The sequence below is a fragment of the Candidatus Thiodictyon syntrophicum genome (assembly GCF_002813775.1).
GTDB lineage: Bacteria > Pseudomonadota > Gammaproteobacteria > Chromatiales > Chromatiaceae > Thiodictyon > Thiodictyon syntrophicum.
The window spans coordinates 258,090-280,420 of record NZ_CP020370.1 but is presented as its reverse complement, the minus strand read 5'-3'; the positions used below and the strand labels follow the sequence as shown (position 1 = coordinate 280,420).

General features: G+C 67.9%; 14 protein-coding genes. 5 read left to right on the top strand and 9 right to left on the bottom strand.

Features of this window, described 5'->3' with window-relative positions; all coding sequences use genetic code 11:
- Positions 1 to 47 precede the first annotated feature (47 nt).
- Together aceE and aceF are read left to right on the top strand one after the other, a co-directional pair.
- Positions 48 to 2,714, top strand: a complete 2,667-nt coding sequence (gene aceE / locus THSYN_RS01180) for a pyruvate dehydrogenase (acetyl-transferring), homodimeric type (protein ID WP_100917520.1) — start codon at positions 48 to 50, stop codon at positions 2,712 to 2,714.
- Between the two features lie 34 nt (positions 2,715 to 2,748).
- Entirely contained in the window at positions 2,749 to 4,407 is a 1,659-nt protein-coding gene (aceF, locus tag THSYN_RS01175; RefSeq protein ID WP_100917519.1) for a dihydrolipoyllysine-residue acetyltransferase, read from the top strand.
- Positions 4,408 to 4,706: 299 nt separating this feature from the next.
- On the opposite strand, the gene THSYN_RS01170 is transcribed toward aceF, so the two are convergent.
- The 5 genes from THSYN_RS01170 to THSYN_RS01150 all read right to left on the bottom strand — a co-directional run bounded on the left by THSYN_RS01170 (position 4,707) and on the right by THSYN_RS01150 (position 10,163).
- Positions 4,707 to 5,444 (bottom strand): hypothetical protein, encoded by a 738-nt coding sequence (locus THSYN_RS01170; RefSeq protein ID WP_100917518.1) that lies wholly within the window; start codon positions 5,442 to 5,444, stop codon positions 4,707 to 4,709.
- A gap of 114 nt (positions 5,445 to 5,558) precedes the next feature.
- Entirely contained in the window at positions 5,559 to 6,008 is a 450-nt protein-coding gene (locus THSYN_RS01165) for a hypothetical protein (RefSeq protein ID WP_100917517.1), read from the bottom strand.
- Positions 6,009 to 6,470: 462 nt separating this feature from the next.
- Positions 6,471 to 7,160 carry a PqiC family protein gene (locus tag THSYN_RS01160; RefSeq protein ID WP_236848763.1) on the bottom strand — a complete coding sequence of 230 codons (690 nt, stop codon included), beginning with the start codon at positions 7,158 to 7,160 and terminating at the stop codon, positions 6,471 to 6,473.
- Positions 7,160 to 8,896, bottom strand: coding sequence for a PqiB family protein (locus THSYN_RS01155; RefSeq protein WP_100917515.1), 1,737 nt, complete (start codon positions 8,894 to 8,896; stop codon positions 7,160 to 7,162). Before THSYN_RS01155 ends, THSYN_RS01160 begins: the two co-directional genes overlap by 1 nt.
- Entirely contained in the window at positions 8,817 to 10,163 is a 1,347-nt protein-coding gene (locus THSYN_RS01150; protein ID WP_100917514.1) for a paraquat-inducible protein A, read from the bottom strand. Before THSYN_RS01150 ends, THSYN_RS01155 begins: the two co-directional genes overlap by 80 nt.
- Before the next feature lie 307 nt (positions 10,164 to 10,470).
- On the opposite strand from THSYN_RS01150, the gene THSYN_RS01145 reads away from it, so the two are divergent.
- Both THSYN_RS01145 and THSYN_RS01140 read left to right on the top strand, forming a co-directional pair.
- Complete coding sequence (locus THSYN_RS01145; protein ID WP_100917513.1) at positions 10,471 to 10,926, top strand: DNA polymerase III subunit chi; 456 nt, start codon at positions 10,471 to 10,473, stop codon at positions 10,924 to 10,926.
- A gap of 270 nt (positions 10,927 to 11,196) precedes the next feature.
- Positions 11,197 to 14,427 carry a CHAT domain-containing protein gene (locus tag THSYN_RS01140; protein WP_100917512.1) on the top strand — a complete coding sequence of 1,077 codons (3,231 nt, stop codon included), beginning with the start codon at positions 11,197 to 11,199 and terminating at the stop codon, positions 14,425 to 14,427.
- On the opposite strand, the gene THSYN_RS01135 is transcribed toward THSYN_RS01140, so the two are convergent.
- Both THSYN_RS01135 and THSYN_RS01130 read right to left on the bottom strand, forming a co-directional pair.
- Positions 14,379 to 15,902, bottom strand: a complete 1,524-nt coding sequence (locus THSYN_RS01135; RefSeq protein WP_100917511.1) for an esterase/lipase family protein — start codon at positions 15,900 to 15,902, stop codon at positions 14,379 to 14,381. The genes THSYN_RS01140 and THSYN_RS01135 overlap by 49 nt on opposite strands.
- A gap of 25 nt (positions 15,903 to 15,927) precedes the next feature.
- The gene (locus THSYN_RS01130; protein WP_100917510.1) at positions 15,928 to 18,186 is read right to left on the bottom strand and encodes a TCAD7 domain-containing protein; all 2,259 of its coding nucleotides are present in this window, start codon (positions 18,184 to 18,186) and stop codon (positions 15,928 to 15,930) included.
- 272 nt (positions 18,187 to 18,458) lie between these two features.
- Between THSYN_RS01130 and THSYN_RS01125 the strand changes: the two genes are divergently transcribed.
- The gene (locus THSYN_RS01125; RefSeq protein ID WP_100922254.1) at positions 18,459 to 18,749 is read left to right on the top strand and encodes an encapsulin-associated ferritin-like protein; all 291 of its coding nucleotides are present in this window, start codon (positions 18,459 to 18,461) and stop codon (positions 18,747 to 18,749) included.
- Between the two features lie 177 nt (positions 18,750 to 18,926).
- Here the strand turns inward: THSYN_RS01125 and THSYN_RS01120 are convergent, their stop codons facing one another.
- Both THSYN_RS01120 and aceK read right to left on the bottom strand, forming a co-directional pair.
- Entirely contained in the window at positions 18,927 to 20,186 is a 1,260-nt protein-coding gene (locus THSYN_RS01120; RefSeq protein WP_100917509.1) for an RNA-binding domain-containing protein, read from the bottom strand.
- Between the two features lie 394 nt (positions 20,187 to 20,580).
- Entirely contained in the window at positions 20,581 to 22,329 is a 1,749-nt protein-coding gene (aceK, locus tag THSYN_RS01115) for a bifunctional isocitrate dehydrogenase kinase/phosphatase (RefSeq protein ID WP_100917508.1), read from the bottom strand.
- Between the last annotated feature and the right edge of the window lie 2 nt (positions 22,330 to 22,331).

The window sequence follows — 22,331 nt, the reverse complement described above, 5'->3', positions numbered from 1 at the left end:
CGGACCTTACGCGCCTCCCCCGCCATGACCGCTGACCGGGAACCGTCATGACCAACAGACCCGATATCGATCCGCAAGAGACCCAAGAGTGGCTCGACGCCCTGGACGGCGTGCTGGAACAGGAGGGCGTCGACCGCGCCCACTTCCTGTTGGAGCGTCTCATCGACAAGGCCCGGCGCTCGGGGGCCCATCTGCCCTACAGCGCCAACACCGCCTATCTCAACACGATCCCGGTCCAGCAGCAGGAGCGCTTCCCCGGTGACCGGGCCATGGAGCGGCGCATCCGCTCCTTCGTGCGCTGGAACGCCATGGCGATGGTGGTGCAGGCCAACCGGCTGTCGACGGAACTCGGGGGCCACATCGCCTCCTTCGCCTCCTCCGCCACCCTGTTCGACGTGGGCTACAACCATTTCTTCCACGCCCGCACCCCGGACCACGGGGGCGACCTGGTGTTCATCCAGGGCCACTCGGCCCCGGGCATCTATGCCCGCGCCTACCTTGAGGGCCGCATCAGCGAGGACGACCTGCTCAACTTCCGCCAGGAGGTGGACGGCGGGGGCCTCTCCTCCTATCCGCACCCCTGGCTGATGCCCGATTTCTGGCAGTTTCCGACGGTCTCGATGGGGCTGGGCCCGATCATGGCCATCTACCAGGCGCGCTTCATGCGTTATATCAACGACCGGGGGCTGGTCAACACCAGCAACCGCAAGGTCTGGGCCTTTCTGGGGGACGGGGAGATGGACGAGCCCGAGTCCATGGGCGCCATCGCGCTCGCCTCCCGGGAGCGGCTGGACAACCTCATCTTCGTGGTCAACTGCAACCTGCAGCGCCTCGACGGCCCGGTGCGCGGCAACGGCAAGATCATCCAGGAATTGGAGGCGGACTTCCGCGGGGCCGGCTGGAATGTCATCAAGGTCATCTGGGGGAGCTACTGGGACCCGCTGATCGCCCGCGACCAGGACGGGGTGCTCCTAAAGCGCATGGAGGAGTGCGTGGACGGGGACTACCAGGCCTACAAGGCCCGAGACGGCAAGTTTGTCCGCGAGCACTTCTTCGGCAAGTATCCGGAAACCGCCGAGATGGTCGCCAATATGACCGACGAGGACGTCTGGCGCCTGAACCGCGGCGGTCATGACCCGGCCAAGGTCTATGCCGCCTACGCCGCCGCCGTGAAGACGACCGGTCAGCCCACCGTGATCCTGGCCAAGACCATCAAGGGGTACGGCATGGGCGTGGCCGGCGAAGGGATGAACATCACCCACTCCCAGAAGAAGATGGGCGAGGTGGCGCTCAAGGCCTTCCGCGACCGCTTCAACATCCCGCTGTCGGACGATCAGCTCGACGCCACCCCCTTCTACAAGCCCCCCGTCGACAGCGAGGAGATGCGCCACCTGCACGGACTGCGCGAGGCCCTGGGCGGCTTCCTGCCGGCCCGGCACGACACGGCGGCGGCGCTGACGGTCCCTGAGCTTGCCGCCTTCGCCCCGCTCCTGGAGGGCACCGGCGACAAGGAGCAGTCGACCACCATGGCGTTCGTGCGCATCCTCAACATCTGTCTGCGCGACAAGGAGATCGGCCCCCTGGTCGTGCCGATAGTCCCGGACGAGGCGCGTACCTTCGGCATGGAGGGGCTGTTCCGCCAGGTCGGCATCTATTCCTCCGTCGGCCAGCTCTATCAGCCGGTGGACGCCGATCAGGTGATGTCCTACCGGGAGGACAAGAAGGGGCAAATCCTGGAGGAGGGGATCAACGAGGCCGGGGCCATGTCGTCCTGGATCGCGGCGGCCACGGCCTATGCGAACCACGGCCAGGCGATGATCCCCTTCTATATCTACTATTCGATGTTCGGCTTCCAGCGCATCGGCGACCTGGCCTGGGCCGCCGGTGACATGCAGGCGCGCGGCTTCCTGATCGGCGGCACGGCCGGGCGCACCACGCTCGCGGGCGAGGGCCTCCAGCACCAGGACGGCCACAGCCACCTGCTGGCCGCCACCATCCCCAACTGCATCTCCTATGACCCGGCCTATGCCTATGAGCTGGCGGTGATCGTCCAGGACGGACTGCGGCGCATGTATCAGGAGAAGGAGCGGTGGTTCTATTACATCACCACGATGAACGAGAACTACCCCCAGCCGGCCCTGCCGGAGGGGCCTGATGGGAGCACGGTGACCGGCATCCTGAAGGGCATGTACCGCGTCCAGCGGGGCGAGGAGCGCACCCACCGGGTACAATTGCTGGGCGCCGGCACCATCCTGCGCGAGGTGCTGGCCGCGGCCGAGCTGCTCGCCCGTGACTTCGACGTGGGCGCCACGGTGTGGAGTGTCACAAGCTTCAATGAACTACGGCGCGAGGGCATCGACGCGGAGCGCTGGAACATGCTCCACCCCGAGGACGAACCGCGGGCGCCCTATGTGACGGCCCAACTCACCGACACCCGCGGACCCGTCATCGCCGCCACCGACTATATGCGCGCCTATGCCGATCAGATTCGGCCCTATTGCCCGCGTCGCTATGTCGTGCTGGGCACCGACGGCTATGGCCGCAGCGACATGCGCAGTCAGTTGCGCAAGTTCTTCGAGGTCAATCGCTACTATGTGGCGGTAGCCGCCCTCAAGGCCCTGGCGGACGAGGGCGCGATCCCCGCCGCCAGGGTCGCGGAGGCCATCGCCAAATACCGCATCGACCCGGAAAAGCCCAATCCGGTGACCGTCTGAAACGCCCGGCAACACAGGCTTTGGAGAATACAGCGTGGCACACCTCGAAACCATCCTGTTGCCCGACATCGGCGATTTCGCCGAGGTCGAGATCATCGAGATCCTGGTCGCCCCCGGCGAGCGGATCGAACCCGAACAGTCACTCCTGACCCTGGAGAGCGACAAGGCGACCATGGAGATCCCGGCGCCGCGCGGCGGGGTGATCCAGGACCTCCTGGTCAAGGTCGGGGACAAGATAGCGGCCGGCAGCCCGCTGATGACACTGGCGACGCAGGATGCGGCGGCGCCGCCCCCCGCGGCGTCGCCAGTGGCCGAGCCGACGGCGGCCAGCCCGACGGCGGCCCCGACCCAGGCCGCAGCCCCAGCCGTGAGCGGGGTCGGCGAGACCATCTCAGTCCTGCTCCCGGACATCGGTGACTACGCCGAGGTGCCCGTGATCGAGATCCTGGTGGCCCCGGGCGAGCGGGTGGAACAGGATCAATCCATCCTGACCCTGGAGAGCGACAAGGCGACCATGGAGGTCCCCTCGCCGCAGGCCGGCGTAGTAGAGGGTATCGCGGTCCAACTCGGGGACAAACTGAGCCAGGGCGACCTGATCCTGACGCTGCGGGTGGATGGCGGCGGCGCGGCGGCGCCGACGGCAGTTGCTCCAGCCCCGGCCGCGGAACCGCCCGCCAAGCCCGCGCCGACGCCCCCCCAGCGCGCCCCTGGCGAGGCCGAGCGGCGTCAGGCCCCGGTGCCCCTGCGTCCGGACGACCTGGCCGCCATCGGTGCTGCCGGTCGCAAGGCCCACGCCAGCCCCACGGTGCGGCGTCTGGCGCGGGAGCTGGGCGTTGACCTGATCCTGGTCAAGGGGTCAGGGCCCAAGGACCGCGTGCTGCGGGAGGACGTGCAGGGATATGTCAAGCGCACCCTGGCCCAGGGGGCCGCGGCGTCCGCCGCGGGCGCCCTGCCCTTCGCGCTCCCCGCCGCGGCGGCCGTGGACTTTTCCAAGTTCGGACCCGTCGAGGTCAAGGAACTCTCCCGCATCCAGAAGCTCAGCGGCCGGCACCTGCACCGGTGCTGGCTCTCGATCCCGCACATCACCCAGTTCGATGAGGCGGACATCACCGAGTTGGAGGCCTTCCGCAAGGCGCAGAAGGACGCCGCGGAGGCGGCGGGGGTGAAACTGACCTTCCTGCCCTTCCTGCTCAAGGCCGTCGCCACGGCCCTGAACCGCATGCCCACGGTCAAGTCGTCCCTGACCCCGGACGGCGACGCACTGGTGATGAAGCACTACACCCATATCGGCGTCGCTGTGGACACCCCCAACGGGCTGGTGGTCCCGGTGGTGCGCGACGTGGACAAGAAGGGCATCTACGACCTGGCCCGGGACCTGATGGATTTCAGCAAAAAGGCCCGAGACGGCAAGCTCCTGCCCGGCGACATGCAGGGCGGCTGCTTCACCATCTCCAGCCTCGGGGGCATCGGCGGCACCGCCTTCACCCCCATCGTGAATGCCCCTGAGGTAGCCATCCTGGGGGTTTCGCGCTCGGACACGAAGCCGGTATGGAACGGAAAAGAATTCGTGCCGCGCCTGATGCTGCCGCTATCGTTGTCTTATGACCACCGGGTGATCGACGGCGCCGCGGGGGCGCGCTTCACTACCCTGCTCGGGCGACTCCTGGGGGACATCCGCACCCTGCTGCTCTGATGCCCGCGCGGGTGCGATCAGAACTGATGTGGTGATCGAGATCGTGGGTACGTTGTCGTTGTCGTTGTCGTTGTCGTTGTCGAATAATCCGACCACGATTACGACAACGACAACGACGCCCGGTCCTTGAGAACGCCCGGTAGCCTGTAGCTGTAGGTGCGCGATGCGTACCCTACGACATGTGCGTTAACACATCAGATCTGATCGCACCCTGCCCGCGCCCCGGCGTCCGATGCTTCAGCCTTGCCCTGTGGGAGTCCGGTCCCGCGGGGACACGAGTGAAATGATCGGGCGCTGGACTACCAGAACCTGGGCTCGAACCCCGGCCGATTCTTGACCTCCATGACCTGATCGCCCACGGCAAGCACCAGGAAGCCCAGCCGCTCGGCGTAGTTGAGCACACTGTCGTCCACCGACAGGGTGGCCAGGATGCCGACGACCGGCAAATGGGCGCGCGCGGGCAGGAATTCCCGGAAGGCGGCGATCTCATCGATCAGCCGGTCGACATCCGCACTGCGCAGGGTGGCCTTGGTGCTGTTCAAGGCGGCCACCTCGGGGGCGATGGCAAAGGCATCGAACTCCCGCACCCGCCCGTCGGGCAGACGCAACCGCACCCGGGCCTGGATGCTGTCGAATTCGCGGCCCAGCGTCTCACGCAGGATGCGCGGCAGGCTGGGGTAGACCAAGTCCTCGACCATGGTGCCGAGCTTGTTGGCGAGGTCGCCCCACTTGCGGTTCATCTCGCGGCGCTCGGCGATGGACTCGGCCTTGAATCCCAGCATTTCGGCCTTGAATCCCAGCATTTCGTCCTTGAACTCGCGCATTTCGTCCTTGAACTCGCGCATCTCGTCCTTGAACTCGCGCATCTCGTCCTTGAACTCGCGCATCTCGTCCTTGAACTCGCGCATCTCCGCCGTGGTGCGCTGCTGGGACTTATAGAGCTTGTTGAACTCGATCCCCACACTCGCGACGAACCGGTCGATCGAGGCCTCGAGTCGATCGACGCGTTCGGCGGTGGCAGGCAGCGGGGCGGGCATGGGATGACTCCGGTTGGTCGGCGCAGGAGAGTATAGCCCTGCGCGACGGTTTGAGCCCGGCGACCGCCCGGCGGCGGGGACCGCGCCGGACCTACCTCAAGGGCCGGGCCCCGCTCAGGCGGCGACGCGTTCGGTCCTTTCCTCCAGGCGCCGAATCAACGGATACAGATTCTCGGTCTCGCGCTGGATGCGATCGAGCACCAACCCGAACATCTGATTGGTGTCCCTCACGAAGGCGGCGTGATCGGCGATCTTCAATTCCTGTTTACGCTCGTCGCACCAGTCCTTGAGGTAGGCGGCGAAGATCCGCTTGATCTCCACGGAGCCGGACAGGAAGCGGTCGGCGGTATTCACCATGAGCCGGTCCTGACTCTGAATGAGACGCCCGCAGAACTGGGCGTCCACCATCTCCATGTGCTGGCGAACCTTGCTTACGTATTCAAAGAAGAGCTGGCGCGCGCAGTCGGTATCACACATGGCGCGCTTGCGAATGAGATAGAGAAAGACATTGGAGATCTCCGTGATCTTGTGATTTTGTTCGTGACATCTCGCGAAATTGACCATGTTACTCCGCCCTCCGGGGTTTTCTTGTGGTAATGTGAAAATGATATTTCCGATCGCGCCGCCGGCCCCACACCGGGGGCGAAAGGCGCAAGCAACGCGGCGGTCAGGAAAATGACCGCGGGGCCGTGCGGGCCGCCGGCCCACCCCGGTTGAGCCGGCGGCGACACTGCACCAATACCCTGCAACCAGAGCAGCGGGCCGGTTCCCGGGTCGCCGCATGCCGTGAAGCGAAAACGTAACGCCCCGGCGCGCCTTTTACAAGAGCTAATTGCCGGGACGCACACAATCCTTGCCGCCGCTTTGTCCCCGGCCTTTCCGCCTGCTGGTCAGGTACGCCGGGCCGGTGGCTGGTACACCCGCAGACCGAGTCCCCGGGATCGATACATGAGGCAATAGCATCAGACGACGCTAATATTCGGAAAAGCTAATTCGACGGTTTCCGGCACCTGCGTGTGCCCTGGGTCAATACAGGAGCGGCGCGGCCGGCGGCGCCGTCGGCTTGGGCAGACCGCGCAGGACTGCGGCCACGTCCTCGCTGAAGGCACCCAGGGCCGCGCTCATGGCAGCGATGAGCGCCGCCTGATCCGCCGGCGGGCGCAGGGGCTGACGGTAACTGGTCTCGCGGGCCGCCAGGGTCTGCTCCAGGCGGGGGTCCAGCACCGCCCAGCGCACCTTCAGCACGGCCTCGCCCGCCGGGGTGCCCTCGAAGGTCAGCACGTCCGCGGTGATGCGAAAATCCAGTGGGAAGCGGACCTCGGTCGGGAAGATCAGGACCCGGCTGGTGCCGACCAGATAGGCCAGGTTCTCGCTCCAGACCCGCAGGAAGTCGTCCTGCAGGGTCCCGCCCCAGCGGTTGAACTCGTCCAGGGCCAAACGGTTGTTGCCATCGCGCGAGACGATCTGCGGCCGATCCAGAAAGCCGGGAAAGGTCACCGGCCCCAACCCGATGCCCAGGGTACCGCCGGTCACCGCGGCGTGCCCGTCCGCCGCGGGTAGTGGTCTCAGGGTAAAGAAGTTCGACGGGGGTGAGCCGGCACAGCCGGCGACGGCAAGGACCCAGCCAAGCCACCAGCAAAGGGAGAAATGAGTCCGCTTCGCGGGCCTCGCCGCGCGCCCGACGACGGCCCCGTCGCCAACCACTGCCGCTGTCACTAGCGCCCCCCCGCCTTGCCCTTCAGCAGCGCCTCCGGGTGACGCTCCAGGTAGTCCGCCATGAGCCGCACGGAGCGCGCCGCGGCGCCCACCTCCGCAAACATACGTTCCATCTCGATATATAGGGGAGAATTGAGCGCCACAATGTCACCGGCATACTTCATGGTGGTCGAGGTCGCGCGCAGGGCCGCGCTCAGTTGCGGTGCGAGCTCGCCATCCAGGCGCTCCGCGCTCTTGCGCACCGCGGCCAGGGCCGCTTGCGTCTCTGCGACCGCGCCCTGCAATTCCCGGGAGTTGATCAGCGCGTTGGCGCCGGCCGCCGCCTGACCCAGGTCGCGGCCGAGCTGCTCGATCGGCAGGCGATCGAGCTTTTCGAGCACGCTGGTCGCCCTGGTGGTCAGGGCCTCCAAGGGCGCCGGCACGGTCGGCAGCACCACATAGTCGCCATGCCGCGAGGGGCGCTCCGGCGGGGCGCCAGGATGGAAATCCAGGTCCACATAGAGGGCACCGGTCAGTAGATTATCCGATTTGAGCTGGCCGCGCAGACCATTGGCGACCAGGCGTTCGACCACGGCGGCCGGCTCGATCCGCCCCGGGTCGCCACTGACACCGATGCGCTCCGGCTCGACCTCCACCAGCACCGGGATCTGGAAGTCGTAGTCGTCCACATTGAAGATCAACTGCACGTCCAGCACCCGACCGATGGCGATGCCGCGCAACCGCACCGCGGCGCCCACCGCCAGGCCGCTCACCGAGCCCTTGAAATACAGCAGGTAGCGATCCTTGTGGGCGTAGGTCTTCTCGTGGGCTTGCTCCCGACTCGGGTAGAGCGCCAAGACCTCGCCCGCCGCGGCCGCCTTGCGCTCCCCGTCGATGGTATCCGGGGTGTCGAATGAGATGCCGCCGATCAGCACCGACAGGAGTGACTGGGTGTCCACCGTGACCCCCGCGGTGGAGATCGAAAAATCCAGCCCGCTCGCGTTCCAGAAGCGGGTATTGGTATAGACCAGGCGGTCGTAGGGGGAGGAGACGAAGATCTCGATGTTGACCGACCCCCCATCCGTCTCCAATTGGTGGCCCGCCACCTGCCCGACCTGGATCTGCCGGTAGTAGACCGGAGAACCGATATTGAGCGACCCCAGGGTCGGGGAGCGCAGCAGGAAGCGCTTACCGGCCTCCGAGGTGGTGAAGAGCGGCGGTTCCTCCAGACCCAGGAAGCGGCGCGCCGACTTACCCTCGGTCACCGGATCGATCGCGATATAGGGTCCCGACAGCAGCGTCTCCAGACCGGACACCCGGCTCGCACTCACCCGCGGGCGCTCCACCCAAAAACGGGTATCGGTGGTCAGGTAGGCACTGGATCCGTACTTGAGCTGGGCGGTCACCAGGATCGACTTCAGATCCGGACTCACATCGATGGCGGTCACCTCCCCCACGTCCACGTCCTTGAACTTGACCTTGGTCTTGCCGGCCTGGAGCCCAGCCGCGGAGTTGAACTGGATCTGGACCCGCGGCCCCTGCTCGGCATAAGTCTTGTAGGCGAGCCAGGCGCCGATGACCAGGGCCACCAGCGGGATCAGCCAGACGATCGAGGGCCGGTCGCGCCGCCGCGTCACAGCCTCGGGCAGCGGCGCGCCGGGCCAATCCGCCCACTCCTCAGCCTGTCCGGGCGCGGACGGCGCTGGGGCCGTCCGCGCCCCGCGCCCCGGGATCGCCCCGTTCTCGGTCTCTGACATGGTCCTGCCCTTGTTGCAACGCCCGTTCTGATTCCAGGTCCGGCCCCAGGCGATCCCAGATCAGCCGGGGATCAAATGACATGGCGGCCAGCATGGTGAGAACCACGACCGCGCAGAAGAAGATGGCCCCCGTCTGCGCCTCCACGCTGGCCAGGTTCCCCAGGCGCACCAGAGCCGCCAGGATGCTGACCACAAAGACGTCCACCATCGACCAGCGGCCGATGGTCTCGGTGATCCGATACAGCCGCGTGCGCTCGCGCGGGCGCCAGCCGGAGCGCACCTCAACCGAGATCAGGAGATAGACCAGGATCAGGAGTTTCAGCAGCGGCACAAAGACGCTGGCTACGAAGACGATCGCCGCCAAGGGCCACATCCCGTGGGTCAGCAGATACCCGACCCCACTCAGGATGGTATCCGATCGGACGCGCCCGAGCGACGTGACCGTCATGATCGGCAGCAGATTGGCGGGCAGATAGCAGATCACCGCGGCCAGGACCAGGGCCCAGGTCCGCTCCAGACTCTCCGGTTTGCGGTAGCGCAGCAGCGCGGCGCAGCGCGGGCAGTGCAGCCTCAGGCCAGCGCCCGGGGCCGGGTGCCGCGCCACCACCAGTTCACAGACCTCGCAGCCGATGGAGTCCGCAGCCCGCAGCGGCGCGCCGGCCCGGGTACCGCGCGGCACCCGCGACCACACCAGATCCGGGTCCAGGGCCGCCTGGGCCCCCGCCAGGACGAAGATCAGGACGGCGAAGGCAAAGAGCGAGGGGCCGGCGAGGATGGTCGCCATCTCCGAGAGCTTCACCACCGACACCAGGATACCGAGCATGAAGACGTCCATCATCCCCCAGGGGGTCAGGTTACGCACATAGCGGAACAGCGAGGGCAGCCAGGACGGCAGGCGCCGCGCGTACAGCGGGATCAGCACCGCCAGGAGCAGGGTCAACTGCAGACCGGGGGCCAGGATACTGGTGAATGCGACCACCGCGGCGATCTGCCACTGCCCCTGACCGTAGAGCTCCAGGACGCCGGTGAAGAGCGTCGTCTGCGTCACCTGACCCTGCATCGAGAAGGACAGGAAGGGAAAGCCGTTGGCGATCGCAAAGAGCGCAAGCCCCGCGATCGTCAAGGCCAGCGTCCGGTTCAGGCTGTCGGGCCGATCCCGATGCAGCACGCAGCCGCAGCGGGCGCATACGCTGGACCCACCCGGCGGCAGGACCGGGATGCGCTGGAGCAGGCCGCATTCCGGGCATTGCGTGAGGTCGTCGTGCATGGGTCGGCAGTCAGTGGTCAGTGGTCAGTGGTCGGCGAATAGAGGATAGTGCAGGGCGAACCGGATCGGGGCAAGTTCGCCGTCGCCCGCGGGTGCGATCAGAGCTGATGTGTTAACGCACATCTCGTAGGGTACGCATCGCGTACCCGCCAAGCTGCGGCGACCGCCGGAGCCGGATAAGCCGTACCCTACAGCTACCGGACGTTCCCACGGACCGGGCGTCGTTGTCGTTGTCGTAATCGAACAATCCGACAACGACAACGACCACGACCACGACAACGACCGCTGACCGCTGACCACTCGAAAAATGCCCCGCATCGACTTCTACACCCTGGAATCCGACAGCCCCGGCGACCGTTACCTGCTCACCTGCCGACTGGTGGAGCGCACCCGTGCCGAACACCTGCGGGTACTGATCCACTGCCCGGACCTGACGGCGGCGCGCCACCTGGACCGCCTGCTGTGGACCTGGCGCCAGGCCAGCTTTATCCCCCACGGACTGGTGGGCCAGACCGACCATGAACTTACCCCGGTCCTGATCGGCCTGGACGGCACCCCGGAGGCCGAGACCCAAGTCCTGATCAATCTGGCCCCGGCCGCCCCGCCCTTCTTCAGCCGCTTCGCCCGCGTCTGCGAGCCAGTCGATCAGGACCCGGCGGTGCGCGCCGCCGCCCGCGAACGCTTCCGCTTCTATCGCGACCAGGGCTTCCCGCCGGCACACCACCCGGTCCGGCTGACGCCGGGTGATGGGGACGCCTGGTAGCAATCCCGCCGGCCCCCGGGCAGCGGCACCCCCGCCTAGCCATCGGCGACCTGGCCCTGCGCAATTTTCAAAGCGATACGTCGGTCGCGGAGGTCACCCGGGCGGTGATCGGCGCAACGCCTTCAATGATCTGTTTTCTTTGTGTCTTTGTGTCTTTGTGAGAGCAATTGCCGGACTTAGGCTAACCTAGGCTCGAGCGCGCAGTCGGCAGCCAATCGGGCTTTCTGGTTGCCCGTGCGGCCGGCCGCTGGAATTCAGGCAGAGGAGCGGATGATGGGACCAACCCCGGACTGGACGAGACTCCGTGAGGCGGTGCGTGCCGGTGAGACCGGCCAACCGTTGCTGAGCGCGTGTCGAGCGTTGCGCGAGTGGATCGATCTGCCCGCGCCCGAGTGCGCGCGGCGGGTCGCCGCGGCGGTCGACGACGAGGCCGCCGCGCGCGCACTGCTGCAAGCCAAGGCCGTCGTGTCGACGCGGCTCTGGCGCGAGACCTTTGGGGTTGCGGTGGAGCCCTCACCGGCGGCGCTCACACAACTCGCCGAGCGCTCGCAGGGCGGTACCGCCACCCCCGCCGAACAGCGCTACATCCGGCGCTTCGCCGCGCTCCAGACCATCGTGGGGGAGGTCGTGCAGGCGTTCCCCGCGGCGGTCGAACCGCCCGCGCCCCCCGACGCGCGGCGCGAGGAGCTCGACGCGATGCTCCCCGCGCTCCAGCGCGCCATGCGCGACTGCGCCGGGCCCGGCGCAAGCCCGGAGCAGGTGGCGGCCCTGGAGACGGCCATCGCGCAATGGCGGCACGGGGGGGACGCCTGGGCGCCGCCGCTGCCGCTGGATCACGCCTGGTGGCTGGGCATGGCACTCTACTGGCTGGGCTCGGCCTTGCTCGGTGACGGCGATGTCGAGCGCGCGCGCACGGCGTTCAGTGAGGGCGCGACCCATTTCGAACGGGCCGGCGCCGCCGACCACGCGCAGGACATGCACCAGCGGGTCACCGGCATCGACAACGGCGTGCGGGCCGATTGCGACGCGGTCACGGCGCCGTCGCTGCGCGCCTTGCTGGGGCCGCAGGAACCGCTCGAACGCTGCGCGTCCTTGGCCGCCCTGGCGAGTGCCGCGCACGACGCGGGCGATCACTTCGAGTTTGTGCGGCTCGCCGAACTGCTCGCCGAACTGCTCGCCGCCGCCGGCTATGCCGATCCGCAGCCGCAGGTCGAGACGGCCGTGCTCGGCTGGGTCGATACCGCCGCCGACACCCTGCAGGGCAATGCGCTCCTCGCACGCTTAGGCGATGTGGGCACGCACTGGTGCCTCGTAATGGGCGCGCGCGCGACCGCGCCGCTCGGTGACGGCAAGCATCTGGACGCGGCCGCCGGCGCGCGGGCCGAGGCGAGCCTCGCCGCCATCGCGACGTTGCTCGGTCAGGTCTTCGAGGTCGCCGACGCGGTCCGCAGCGAGGTTGCCGCCGAACTCGCGACCTGGTTCGGGTCCACCACCGCGGGCATCGTCGGCGCCCGCCCGGGGGAGGCCGTGCCGGATGGCACACACCAAGTCCTGGCGGCCAACCAAACGGAGCGCGTGGCAGCGCTCAACGCGGCACTCTACGCGCTGCGTCTGGCGTGCAACGAAGGTCCCGCCGAGGCACACCTGACCAAGGCACGACGGTTGATCACAGAGGCCGAGGCACTCGGGTGGCGGGCCCCCCTCGTGCAGGCGCAGCTCGAGCTGGGATACGTACTCCTCGCCCTGAAGCGCTACAACCAGGTCCCCGACTTGACGGCCGCCGCCCTGCGCACCCTGGCACCGACGCGCGCGGCCTCGCTCGACGCCTTCAGCGTCTCCTATGAGCGCGAGTTGTACCTGACGGCCGTCCAGTTCGAGGTGCGAGCGCGGGCCGGGTTGCGCGATCACGAGGCCGTGCTCGCCACCTGCCGCCGGGTCATCGCGCAGATCGAGGAACAGCGCACGCGGGTGAGCGCGCAGTATCAGCAAGCGGCCTTCCTCGCGACGCGCGCCGAGTTCTATGAGTACTGCGCGGCCGCCGCGCTGAAGCTCGGCCGCCACGACCTGCTGGTGGCGACCACGGAGCACCTCAAGGCAAGCGGCGCCTGGCGGCTCCCACGGGTCGCGCTGGAGCGCCTCCCGGCCGCGGCGGCCGCGCAAGTGACCGGGCTGGACCAGGAGTATGCAGAGGTCAACCGCGCACTCGCGCTCGCGCCGCCGGGCGGGCCGGTGACCACGCAACTGCTGGAGCGCCGTCGCCGGGTCGCGGCCGCCCGCGGCATCGCCAGGCAACGCGCACAGCCACTCGACGCGCCCACGCTCACCGTCGCCGCGGTACAGGGTGCACTCGCGGCCGACGAAGCGGCGCTCTCCTGGTTCTGGCTGCGCGATGAGGTGCTGATCGGGCTCGCGTTCACCCGCGAGCGCTTTGAAACGGCCGTCATCGAGCCGGCGAGCGGGGATCGGCAACACCTCGCTACCTGGCTGCTCTGTATGCGCGCCTTCAGCGGCCCCAAGCCGGCGACCGCCGAGATCATCCCCGCGCTCGACCAACTCGTGGACGCGCTGGCGCCGGTCCTGCTGCCCGACGCCTTGCGGCGTGTCATCGACGGGAAGGCACGACTCATCCTGAGTCCGCACCGCACACTGCATCTGTTCCCGTTCCATGCCGCGCGTTGGGACCTGGCAGGGGGGGCCACCGCGGCGTCGGCGGCGGGGGACGACCGACCCTGGCTGATCCAGCGCTTCGCCGTTCGTTATGCCCCGAACCTCACGAGCCTGCTCCACGACTGGTCCGGTCGCCGTGAGGGTCCGGTGCTCGCCGTCGGCATCGGCAACTTTGGGGACTCGGGCCTGCCGGCCATCAAGAACGCGCCGCTGGAGGCGGCCGAGGTCGCGGCGGTACATGGGGCCGCCGGCAGCGCGGCCATCGACTGCTCGCGCGCGGCCTTCCTGGCGTTGCCGCTCCCCGGGGTTCGGTGTCTGCACCTGGCCACGCACGGCAGCAGCGTACTGACGGGCGAGGCGCTCGATGATCCGCTCGACTGCGGCATCGCCCTCGCCGACGGGGTCCTCGACGGTTGGCAGCTCGGGACCCTCGACCTGCCGGCCGAGTTGGTCGTCCTGGCAGCCTGTTATTCCGGGCAGCGCGCCATCAGCGGACGCGGGCTGTCGCGCCTGCCGGGGGACGACCTCTTCGGTCTACAGGCCGTGCTGTTCGAGGCCGGGGTCGGCACCCTGCTGGGCGCGCTCTGGCCGGTCGACGACCGCAGCGCCCGCGCCATCCTCGTGGACTTCCACCGCGCCTATGCGGCCGGCGCGGCGCCGGACCTGGCGCTGCAGTCGGCCCTGGTCGCACACCTGGCGGACCCGCTGCGCCGGCAGACCCGCTACGACTGGGCGCCGTTCTTTCTCACCTCACTGCGCAACCCGCGGTACGGCAGGACCCCGGGTCAGGTCGCGGTCAGCCAGTCCAGCAGTCGTTCGCCGGTCGGGGGGTAGCCGAAGAGTGTCGTATGGATGACGCCCGCGCTCGCGGGCACGGGCAGCCGCCGTGCGTCCGGAATCGGGAAGGCCGGGCACCCCGACACGGCGAACACCCCGGGCTCGGGCACCACGAGGTCGTTAGGCACCTGCTCGAAGACCCGGTCGAGCACCGCGTCGGCCACGGTGCCGCTGATGAGCGCCTTCCACCCGTCGCCCACCGGCGCGAAATCGGCGCCGATCGCATGGTATCCCGTACCCGACGGGGCGCCGCCATTCAGCCGCGCGAGGAAGTCGCCGCCCGGCTGCATGGACGCGAGCCCCTCGAGGCCCTGGAGCGTGCCATGGCCGATGACCTTGACCGCCGTGATGATCGCCTCGAGCGTCTCTTCCACCGGTCCGGTCGGGAAGAGGTTCAGGGCGGTGGTCAGGCGATCGAGCATGGTCACCAGGTGGTCCGGATCGGCGAGCGGCGTCCCGGCGTTGGGCACGCCGACGAAGACGATCTTCCCCACACTCAGGTTCGGTGTCCCCAGCCCCATGGCGGCCGGGTCGGCCAGGGTGCGCGCCACCAATCCGCCCCGGCTATGACAGACGATATCGACGGCGAGCGGCCGGTCCGGGAGCTGATCGAGCAGCCAGGCGACATTGCGCCGCGGGTCATGCGAGAGCGTGAAGTGGTTGAACGCGAACACCCGTCCACCGTAGCGCCGGTAGAGTTCGGCGAATACCGGGTCGGGGAGCCCGGCGAAGGCCGCGTGCGCCGTGCTGAAGGTACCGTGGATGAACAGCAGGGCGCGCCCCTGCGCGAGGCGTGCCCAGTCCGCGACGCCGAGCGGCGCGGCACTGGCCGCGCGGAAGTTCGTCGGTGCAAAGTCGCGCAGGCCATAGGGTCGGTTGCGGGTCTCCCAGCGTTCAGTGAAGAACTCGCCCAGGGCCCCGACGATCGGGTCAGTGATCGGATAGACCAGCACTTTGAGCAATTTGTGTCCGAGCGTGCCCAGCAGCCCGCGATTGGCTGACGGCGCGGCGGGCGCCGCCCCGAGCACTGTTGCCGGGATGCGAAAGCGCTTCACCCCGCCGCTGCCGCGCGTGGTGCTCGGCTCGGTCAGACCCTGCGCGTCCAGCGGCAGGTGCCAGGTGAGTACGCCGAACTCGTCGGCGGCGAGGACCAGTTGGCCGATGTCGGGACCCAGGTCGGGGACGGCGAGTTCCAGCACGTCCTGGCAGCCATCGCTGCTGCGCAGCGTGGCCGCGGCGGCCACGGCCGGGGGCCGCTGCACCCGCAGGTCCACCTGCCGCACCTCGGTCAGGCCGGTGGCGGCCAGCGCAGTGTCGAGCGCGGTGGTGCCGTCTTCGCTCAGGCGCGAGCGCGAGCGCTCGGCCATGCCGCGGGGATACTTGAGCTCGGCCGTTCCATGCACGCCGGGTGCGCGAATGCCGTAGCCGCCGCCGAGATCCACCACCTGTATCGATCCGTTCAATTGTGCCATCGCAGCTCTCCGTTGGGGTCAGTCGTCAGGGAATGCGTTGCAGGGTGAGGCGCGGGTGCCCGTAATACACATAGGCAAGCCAGGTGTGGGCCGGGACCGCCCCCGCGTTCGGATCATAATGTGATCGCAGGTCTCGCAGCACCTCGCCGACCGGCACGGCCGCCGTGCCGTCCGTGGGCAGGGCACGCTCCCAGAAGGCGATGGCGAACTGCCGGGCGACGGTGTCGTCAATCTCCCAGAGCGCCCCGACGAGGGCACCGAAGCCGCCGTGCAGACAATGGCCCGGAAAGCCGCCGGTGTCCCCGAGCAGTTCCCCGCCGACACCGATCATGCAGGCATTCAGGAAGAAGAGTGGTTGACGTGCACCGCCGTACCGCGCGCTGCGAAAGAGCAGCGACGGCAGTGGCCTGCCGTTGCTGAGCATCAGCATGGCGCCGTCGGGTACGGCCGGATCGACATCGCCGTGGCCGGCGAAGTGGACCGCCTCCACGCCGCCGATCTGTTGGAAGTGGTGGGTGAGTTGCGCATCGAGCAGCCGCTTCACGTCCTGCGTGCTCGCCGCCAGTTGCACGGCATCGTAGGATTGGGCGATGGCGGCCGCCTCCTCCTCGGCCTGCGGGAGTTGGCGCAGCCCCGACGCGGCGCGGTACAGGCCGGCCATCACGGCCATATTGCGGACGCCGAGCGTGACGGGAGGCTGGGCCGGGGGGCGCGCCGCGGCGACGCCGTTCATCGCGCCGACCGCCCTGTCACTCGGGTCCCGCAGCCAGCGGCCGAGTACGACCTGAGCCCCGAGATAGGCCGGCCGGGTGGGGTCGAGCGGCGGCTCAAGACCCGCCAGTTCCCACGGGACATAGGGATCGGCCGAGACGAGCAGCACCGCGGGTGGGCGCGGCGCGCTGGCCGCGGCCGCGGCACGGAGCGCGTCGAAGACGGCGGCGGGCAGCCGATCCGCAATCAAGCGGCCCGCCCCGAACAGCACATTGTCCACGAGCGGGTCATCGGCGAAGGTACGGATGTCCTTGACCAGCGCCTGCGCGAAGGTCCGCGCGTCCTGCCCCAGGTCGATGGCGAACGGACCCTGGCCGGCGGGCAGCGGATGTGGCGAGAACAGCCGGCACTGGTACATGCCGGTAGCCGAATTGCCATCGGGCTTGGCGATCTCGATCGTGAGATCGGCCGGGGTGGGATCAGGCGCCAGCACGATGGGGGTCGCGACCGGCGGCCGGTCGAGCCACGCCGTACCGAACGGCAGCCGCGCCGGCGGCGCCAAGGCGTCCGCCGCGCCGATCACCAGGGCGCGCGCGGCCGTCCCGCAGACCGTGCCGTCCACCAGGTAGCGGACCTCCAGGGTGGTGAGATGCAGCGCCTCGGGGCCCGTCGGGTCAAGCCCCACGAACCTGAATGAAACCGAGGCCGCCGTCGGGTCCGCGACCTCGATGCGCAGCGTCCGCGACCAGCCGTCGGGGGCCTCGAGGCCATCGGCGATCAGCTCGACGCCGACCTCCACGAACCGCGCGTCCGCCGGCCTGGGGATCACCACCTCACCGCCGGTCACCTGCGCCTGCGCCGTCTCACCCAGGCCGACGAGCACCGTAAACGGGGTGCGGGCGGGGGCGTAGTCGGGCGCATCGATGCGGGGCCAGGCGCGCACCAGCGGCGGCGTGGCTGCGGGCAACGGTGTGGCCGTATCCGGCGTGCTGATCGGACTGCCCGGGCCGCGTGACACTCGCACAGTAGCATCGGTGTCGGCGTAGTTGCGCTCGTAAGTGTCACGGTAGCCGTAGTCTTCAAAGGACTCAGGTGCGCCGGCTCTGAGCGCGGACTCGCCGTCACTACCCAGCGGTTCGGACCTGGCGGGTAAGACGCTCACACCTACCGGCCGGTCGCCGAGAAAAACAACTCCTGTGCGATCGGGTACGTTCCCCTCGGATGGCAACTCGATCCGCGGCGGGCTATCGGCCTCGTGCAGGTTCAGCACGCGCAGCAGCGGCTCATCCGGGGGTGCGGCATGGCAGCGGGCCAACACCTCTGCCACCGGCCGCGCGTACCAGAGGATCTGCATGCCCCACTGCCGCCGCAGGGCGGCGCCGAATCCGTCCGACTCGCGGCGCAGGCGCCCGGCCGCGGCATCGAACGAGAGGCCAAGGTGCGCGGCACTGGCCTCGATCCAGGCTCGCGCCTGCGGCTGGGTCGGATCGATCCAGAACCCGTAGCGAGCAAATCGCGTCAGGGCCGCCGCGGCGGTCATGGCGGTATCGAGCACGACGGCAGGCATGAGCATCGTCTGGTCACCTCACGAGTGCGGGGCGGATCTCAGGGGATATCATGCAGCACTTTACCGGCGCGCACCAGTATGCTAAAGCCGCACGACGAAGGCCCCGGCCGCGCGGCGCGGCGGCCTGCCCTGGCTCGCCCCGCGCCGCTCAAAGCTCCAACGGGTCCGCGCCCAAGTTCCCGGAAAGCCGATTGCCAGGGGCCTGGGGGAGACCGACAATGGTCGCCGCGCGCGGCGCGCGCCCGCCGCTTCAACCACTGCACCCGGGAGATTATGCCATGGCGAACGAGGGGTATCACGAGCCGGTCGAGGAACTGTCCGAGGAGACCAAGGACATGCATAGGGCCATCCAGTCTTTGATGGAGGAACTGGAGGCCGTGGACTGGTACAACCAGCGGGTCGACGCCTGCAAGGACCCGGATCTGAAGGATATCCTGGCCCACAACCGGGATGAGGAGAAGGAACACGCCGCCATGCTGCTGGAGTGGGTGCGCCGCCAGGACGCGGTCTTTGACAAGGAACTCAAGGACTATCTGTTTACGGATAAGCCGATCACGCATCATTCCTGAGGGCGGCGAGCTGCCGACGGGGCGGTCCGGCCTTGATCGTCGTTCCGGCCAGCCGCCACCTTCCGGAGTCCAAGGCTTGCGCCTTGGTCCTGTCGATCCAAGGCGCAAGCCTTGGACTCCGACCCGGGGCGGCCGCAACGACGATCAAGGCCGGGCCGTCCGCTGGGGCGCCTGAATTCATGGATTCGGCCACTGAGGCGGCCTGGCCGGCAAGGTAGTCCGCAGGAAATCATCGCTCGCCTCGAAGACCGCCTCGCTCCCCGTGTATTCACGGATCAGCGGCACTATCTTGCGCCGCACCCCCATGCCGCGGGCGTCCACATAGCCGTAGTCGCGCAGTACCCCCACCAGGATCGGGTTGCGGGCGGAGCGCTGGCCCGCGAGCATCTTGGTGATGGTCATCCCGTTTTGCAGTCCGCCGGGGCTGGTCACCGTCAGTCGGTTGCAGTAGCTCACCACTTCGACCTCGGCGGGGCGCGTCCAATCACGGTGGGCCAAGGCATTGAGCAGTGATTCGCGCACCGCGTCGGGCGGATAATGCCAGCGCCGTTCACGGCGCAGACCTTCCACCAGCTCCGCCGACTCGTGCGACAGAAACGGCTGGGCCCGCTCGCTGAACGATTCAATCAATCCAGGCTGCGCCCGATAGACCTGTCCGGTCCCCGCGGTGGCCCACAGACCGACCAGCGGCCCATCGAGCACCGCATCATCAAGCGACTGGTAATCCATGTCGTTCCCCCGGAAGGCCATCCAGCGCACTCCGGCCTGCCTCAACAGGCGGCGCGGGCGATGCGCAAACAGGACCAGGCCGGCGATGGTGCAGACCGGCACCTCATCGGTGCGCTCGGCCATGAAGCCCAGACCGCACAGGCGCTCCAGCCAGGCCGCTTCGTCTTGGGGTATCTCGTCCGTCAGTACCCGGCCGAGATAATCGGTCAAGCGGGCGCGATCCAAATCCGCCAGGGCGCTGCCCGACACCGGCAGCAATTCGGCATGAAGCAGGCCGCCCGCGGCAAACAGGGCCGCCTGCTGCTCCCTGGTCGCCAGCCGCGAGGTGCTGCCGACACGAACATAGATGTCCTCAATGTCCTCGCGCTGATGGTGCCGGACGACATAAGGCTTGGCCGTGCCGGGCAAGACCGTCACCACCGCCACTTGCATGCCGCCATCCAGGAAAACGACCTCGTAATACGGCAGCAGTTGCGGATGAACGGTGCGACCGAAGACCGTATCCATCACCCAATGCTCCAAGTCCGGGCGTTGAATACCGCTCAAGGTGCCTTCGTCCTCGACACCGATCAGCACCCGGCCACCCTGGAAATTGGCAAAGGCGACGACTTCCCGGGCCAATTGTTCCGGTCGCAGGTCATCGCGTTTGAATTCAACGCCGGAATTCTCGCCCTGGCGTATCAACTGCAGCAATGCTTCTGGGGTCATGCCCGCTGCTCCTTGGCGAGACTGGGTATTCATCCCGTCCCGAATGGATTGGGTTGGGTTGTCGGCACGGCTGGAGACCGCAGCGGTCGCCGACCAGGCTGGTGAGCGGCCAGCCCGGCCTGCGGGGCAGGGAGCCGCCACCCGCTAACGGCCATGAAAGCTTGTCCGGCACCCCCGAAACATGAAAGCCCTCGGCGGGAGCGGCTTTCACGGTAACCCGACTGACGCAATTCTTCTCTGCGTCTCTGCGTGAGATTCTTAAGAGGTCTCGCGCAGAGGCGCAGAGGCCCAGAGGCGGTGACCCGCGACGCTCGGGTAACCCGCGAAATCTCGTCGCGGCTGAAGCCGCTCCCACAGCGTCGCTACGCGACGTTCACGGTTCCGTCCGGGGCCTTCATCCGGTGACTGGCCGCGCCTTCTTGAGCCGCTTGAAGCGCCGCTCCGCCGGGTAGGGGAAGATGTCATCCAGGCGCCCCGAGCGGATCACGGCTTGCCGGGCGCGCCACCAGGTGGGGTCGAGCAGGTCGCGGTGCAGGGTCAGGAAGATCTTGCGGATCCGCGGGTCGGTTAGCAGGAAGGTGGCGAACTCCTCGGGGAAGACGTCCGCCGGCCCCGGGCTGTACCAGGGCTCGGCGGACATCTCCATCTCGGGATAGGGCGGTTCCGGGATCTCGCGGAAGTTGCACTCGGTGAGGTAGCAGATCTCGTCGTAGTCGTAGAAGACGACCCGGCCCTGGCGGGTGACGCCGAAGTTCTTATAGAGAAAATCGCCGGGAAAGATGTTGGCGGCGGCCAGGTGCTTGATGGCGTCGCCGTATTCGCGCACGGCGTGGAGGATCTCGTCCTCGTCCGCGGTATGCAGATAGAGATTGAGTGGGGTCATACGCCGCTCAATGTAGAGGTGCGTGATGACGAGCTGATCGCCGTCCAGCTCCAGGCTCTCGGCGCATTCGGTCTCCAGTTGTTCGCGCAACTCCGGCGCGATGCGGGCCAGCGGAAAGGCGACATGGGAATACTCCCAGGAGTCGGCCATGCGCCCCACCCGGTCGTGCATCTTGACCAGCAGGTATTTCTCCTTGACCTTCGCCGCGGTCATCTCCTTGGGCGGCGGAAACCGGTCCTTGATGACCTTGAAAACGAACGGGAAGGACGGCAGGGTGAAGACGCACATGACCATGCCGCGGATGCCAGGCGCCACCTGCAGCTCGTCCGCGGAATAGCGCAGGTGCTTCAGTAAGTCGCGATAGAACTCGGTCTTGCCGAACTTCTGGAGGCCGATGGCGGTATAGAGCTCGGCCTTGGTCTTGCGCCGCATCAGGGGCCGCAGGAAGTCCACCACCGCGGCCGGGACCTCGGTGTCGACCATGAAATAGGCGCGGGAGAAGCTGAAGACATCGGAGATCTCGTCCTCGCCGGCCAGCAGGGCGTCGATGTAGAGCCCACCCTGCTCGTCATTGAGGATGGGGACGGCGAAGGGGGTCTGATCCGCACCATTGATGACCTTGCCGATGATATAGGCGCCCTTGTTGCGATAGAAGGGCTCGGACAGCACCGCGAGCTGGAAGTTCTGCGCCAGGGCGCGATTGGGCGGGAAGCGGTCCTGGACCGCCTGCATTAGATTGCGGATGTCCCGGCGCCGGTCGCGGAAGGGGAGACTGAAATCGAGCCGGTTCAGGATGCGGGAGAAGACCCGCACGAAGCCGTCGCGTGCCGGGTAATAGGGGCGGTAGATGGGGTTCTCCGCCTCCAGGTGTTCGGTGGAGAACAGCGGCCAGACGAAGATATTGGCGCTGTTGTAATAGCGGCGATCGAACAGCCGGCAGAACACCGAGTTGTAGAAGGACTCCGCCAACTCGGGCTGGCGGTGCTGGGGCAGCATCCGCAGGTATTCCACCTTGACCCGACGCCACAGGCGCTCATCACGGTCATTGAGCTTGAAGTCCCGGCGCAGGATGCGCAGGGTTTCCTGCACGCGCTGGTCATAGTAGTCGATGCGCTCGCGGGCCGCGGCCTGGACAGCGTGCCAATCCGCGGCCTCGAAACGCGCGCGCGCGCCGCCGGTGATCTCCCGAAAGAGTCGGTAATGGATATCGAAACCATCCAGGATGGTCTGCGCAATCTGCTTCGCCTCGGTCCAGGCCATGG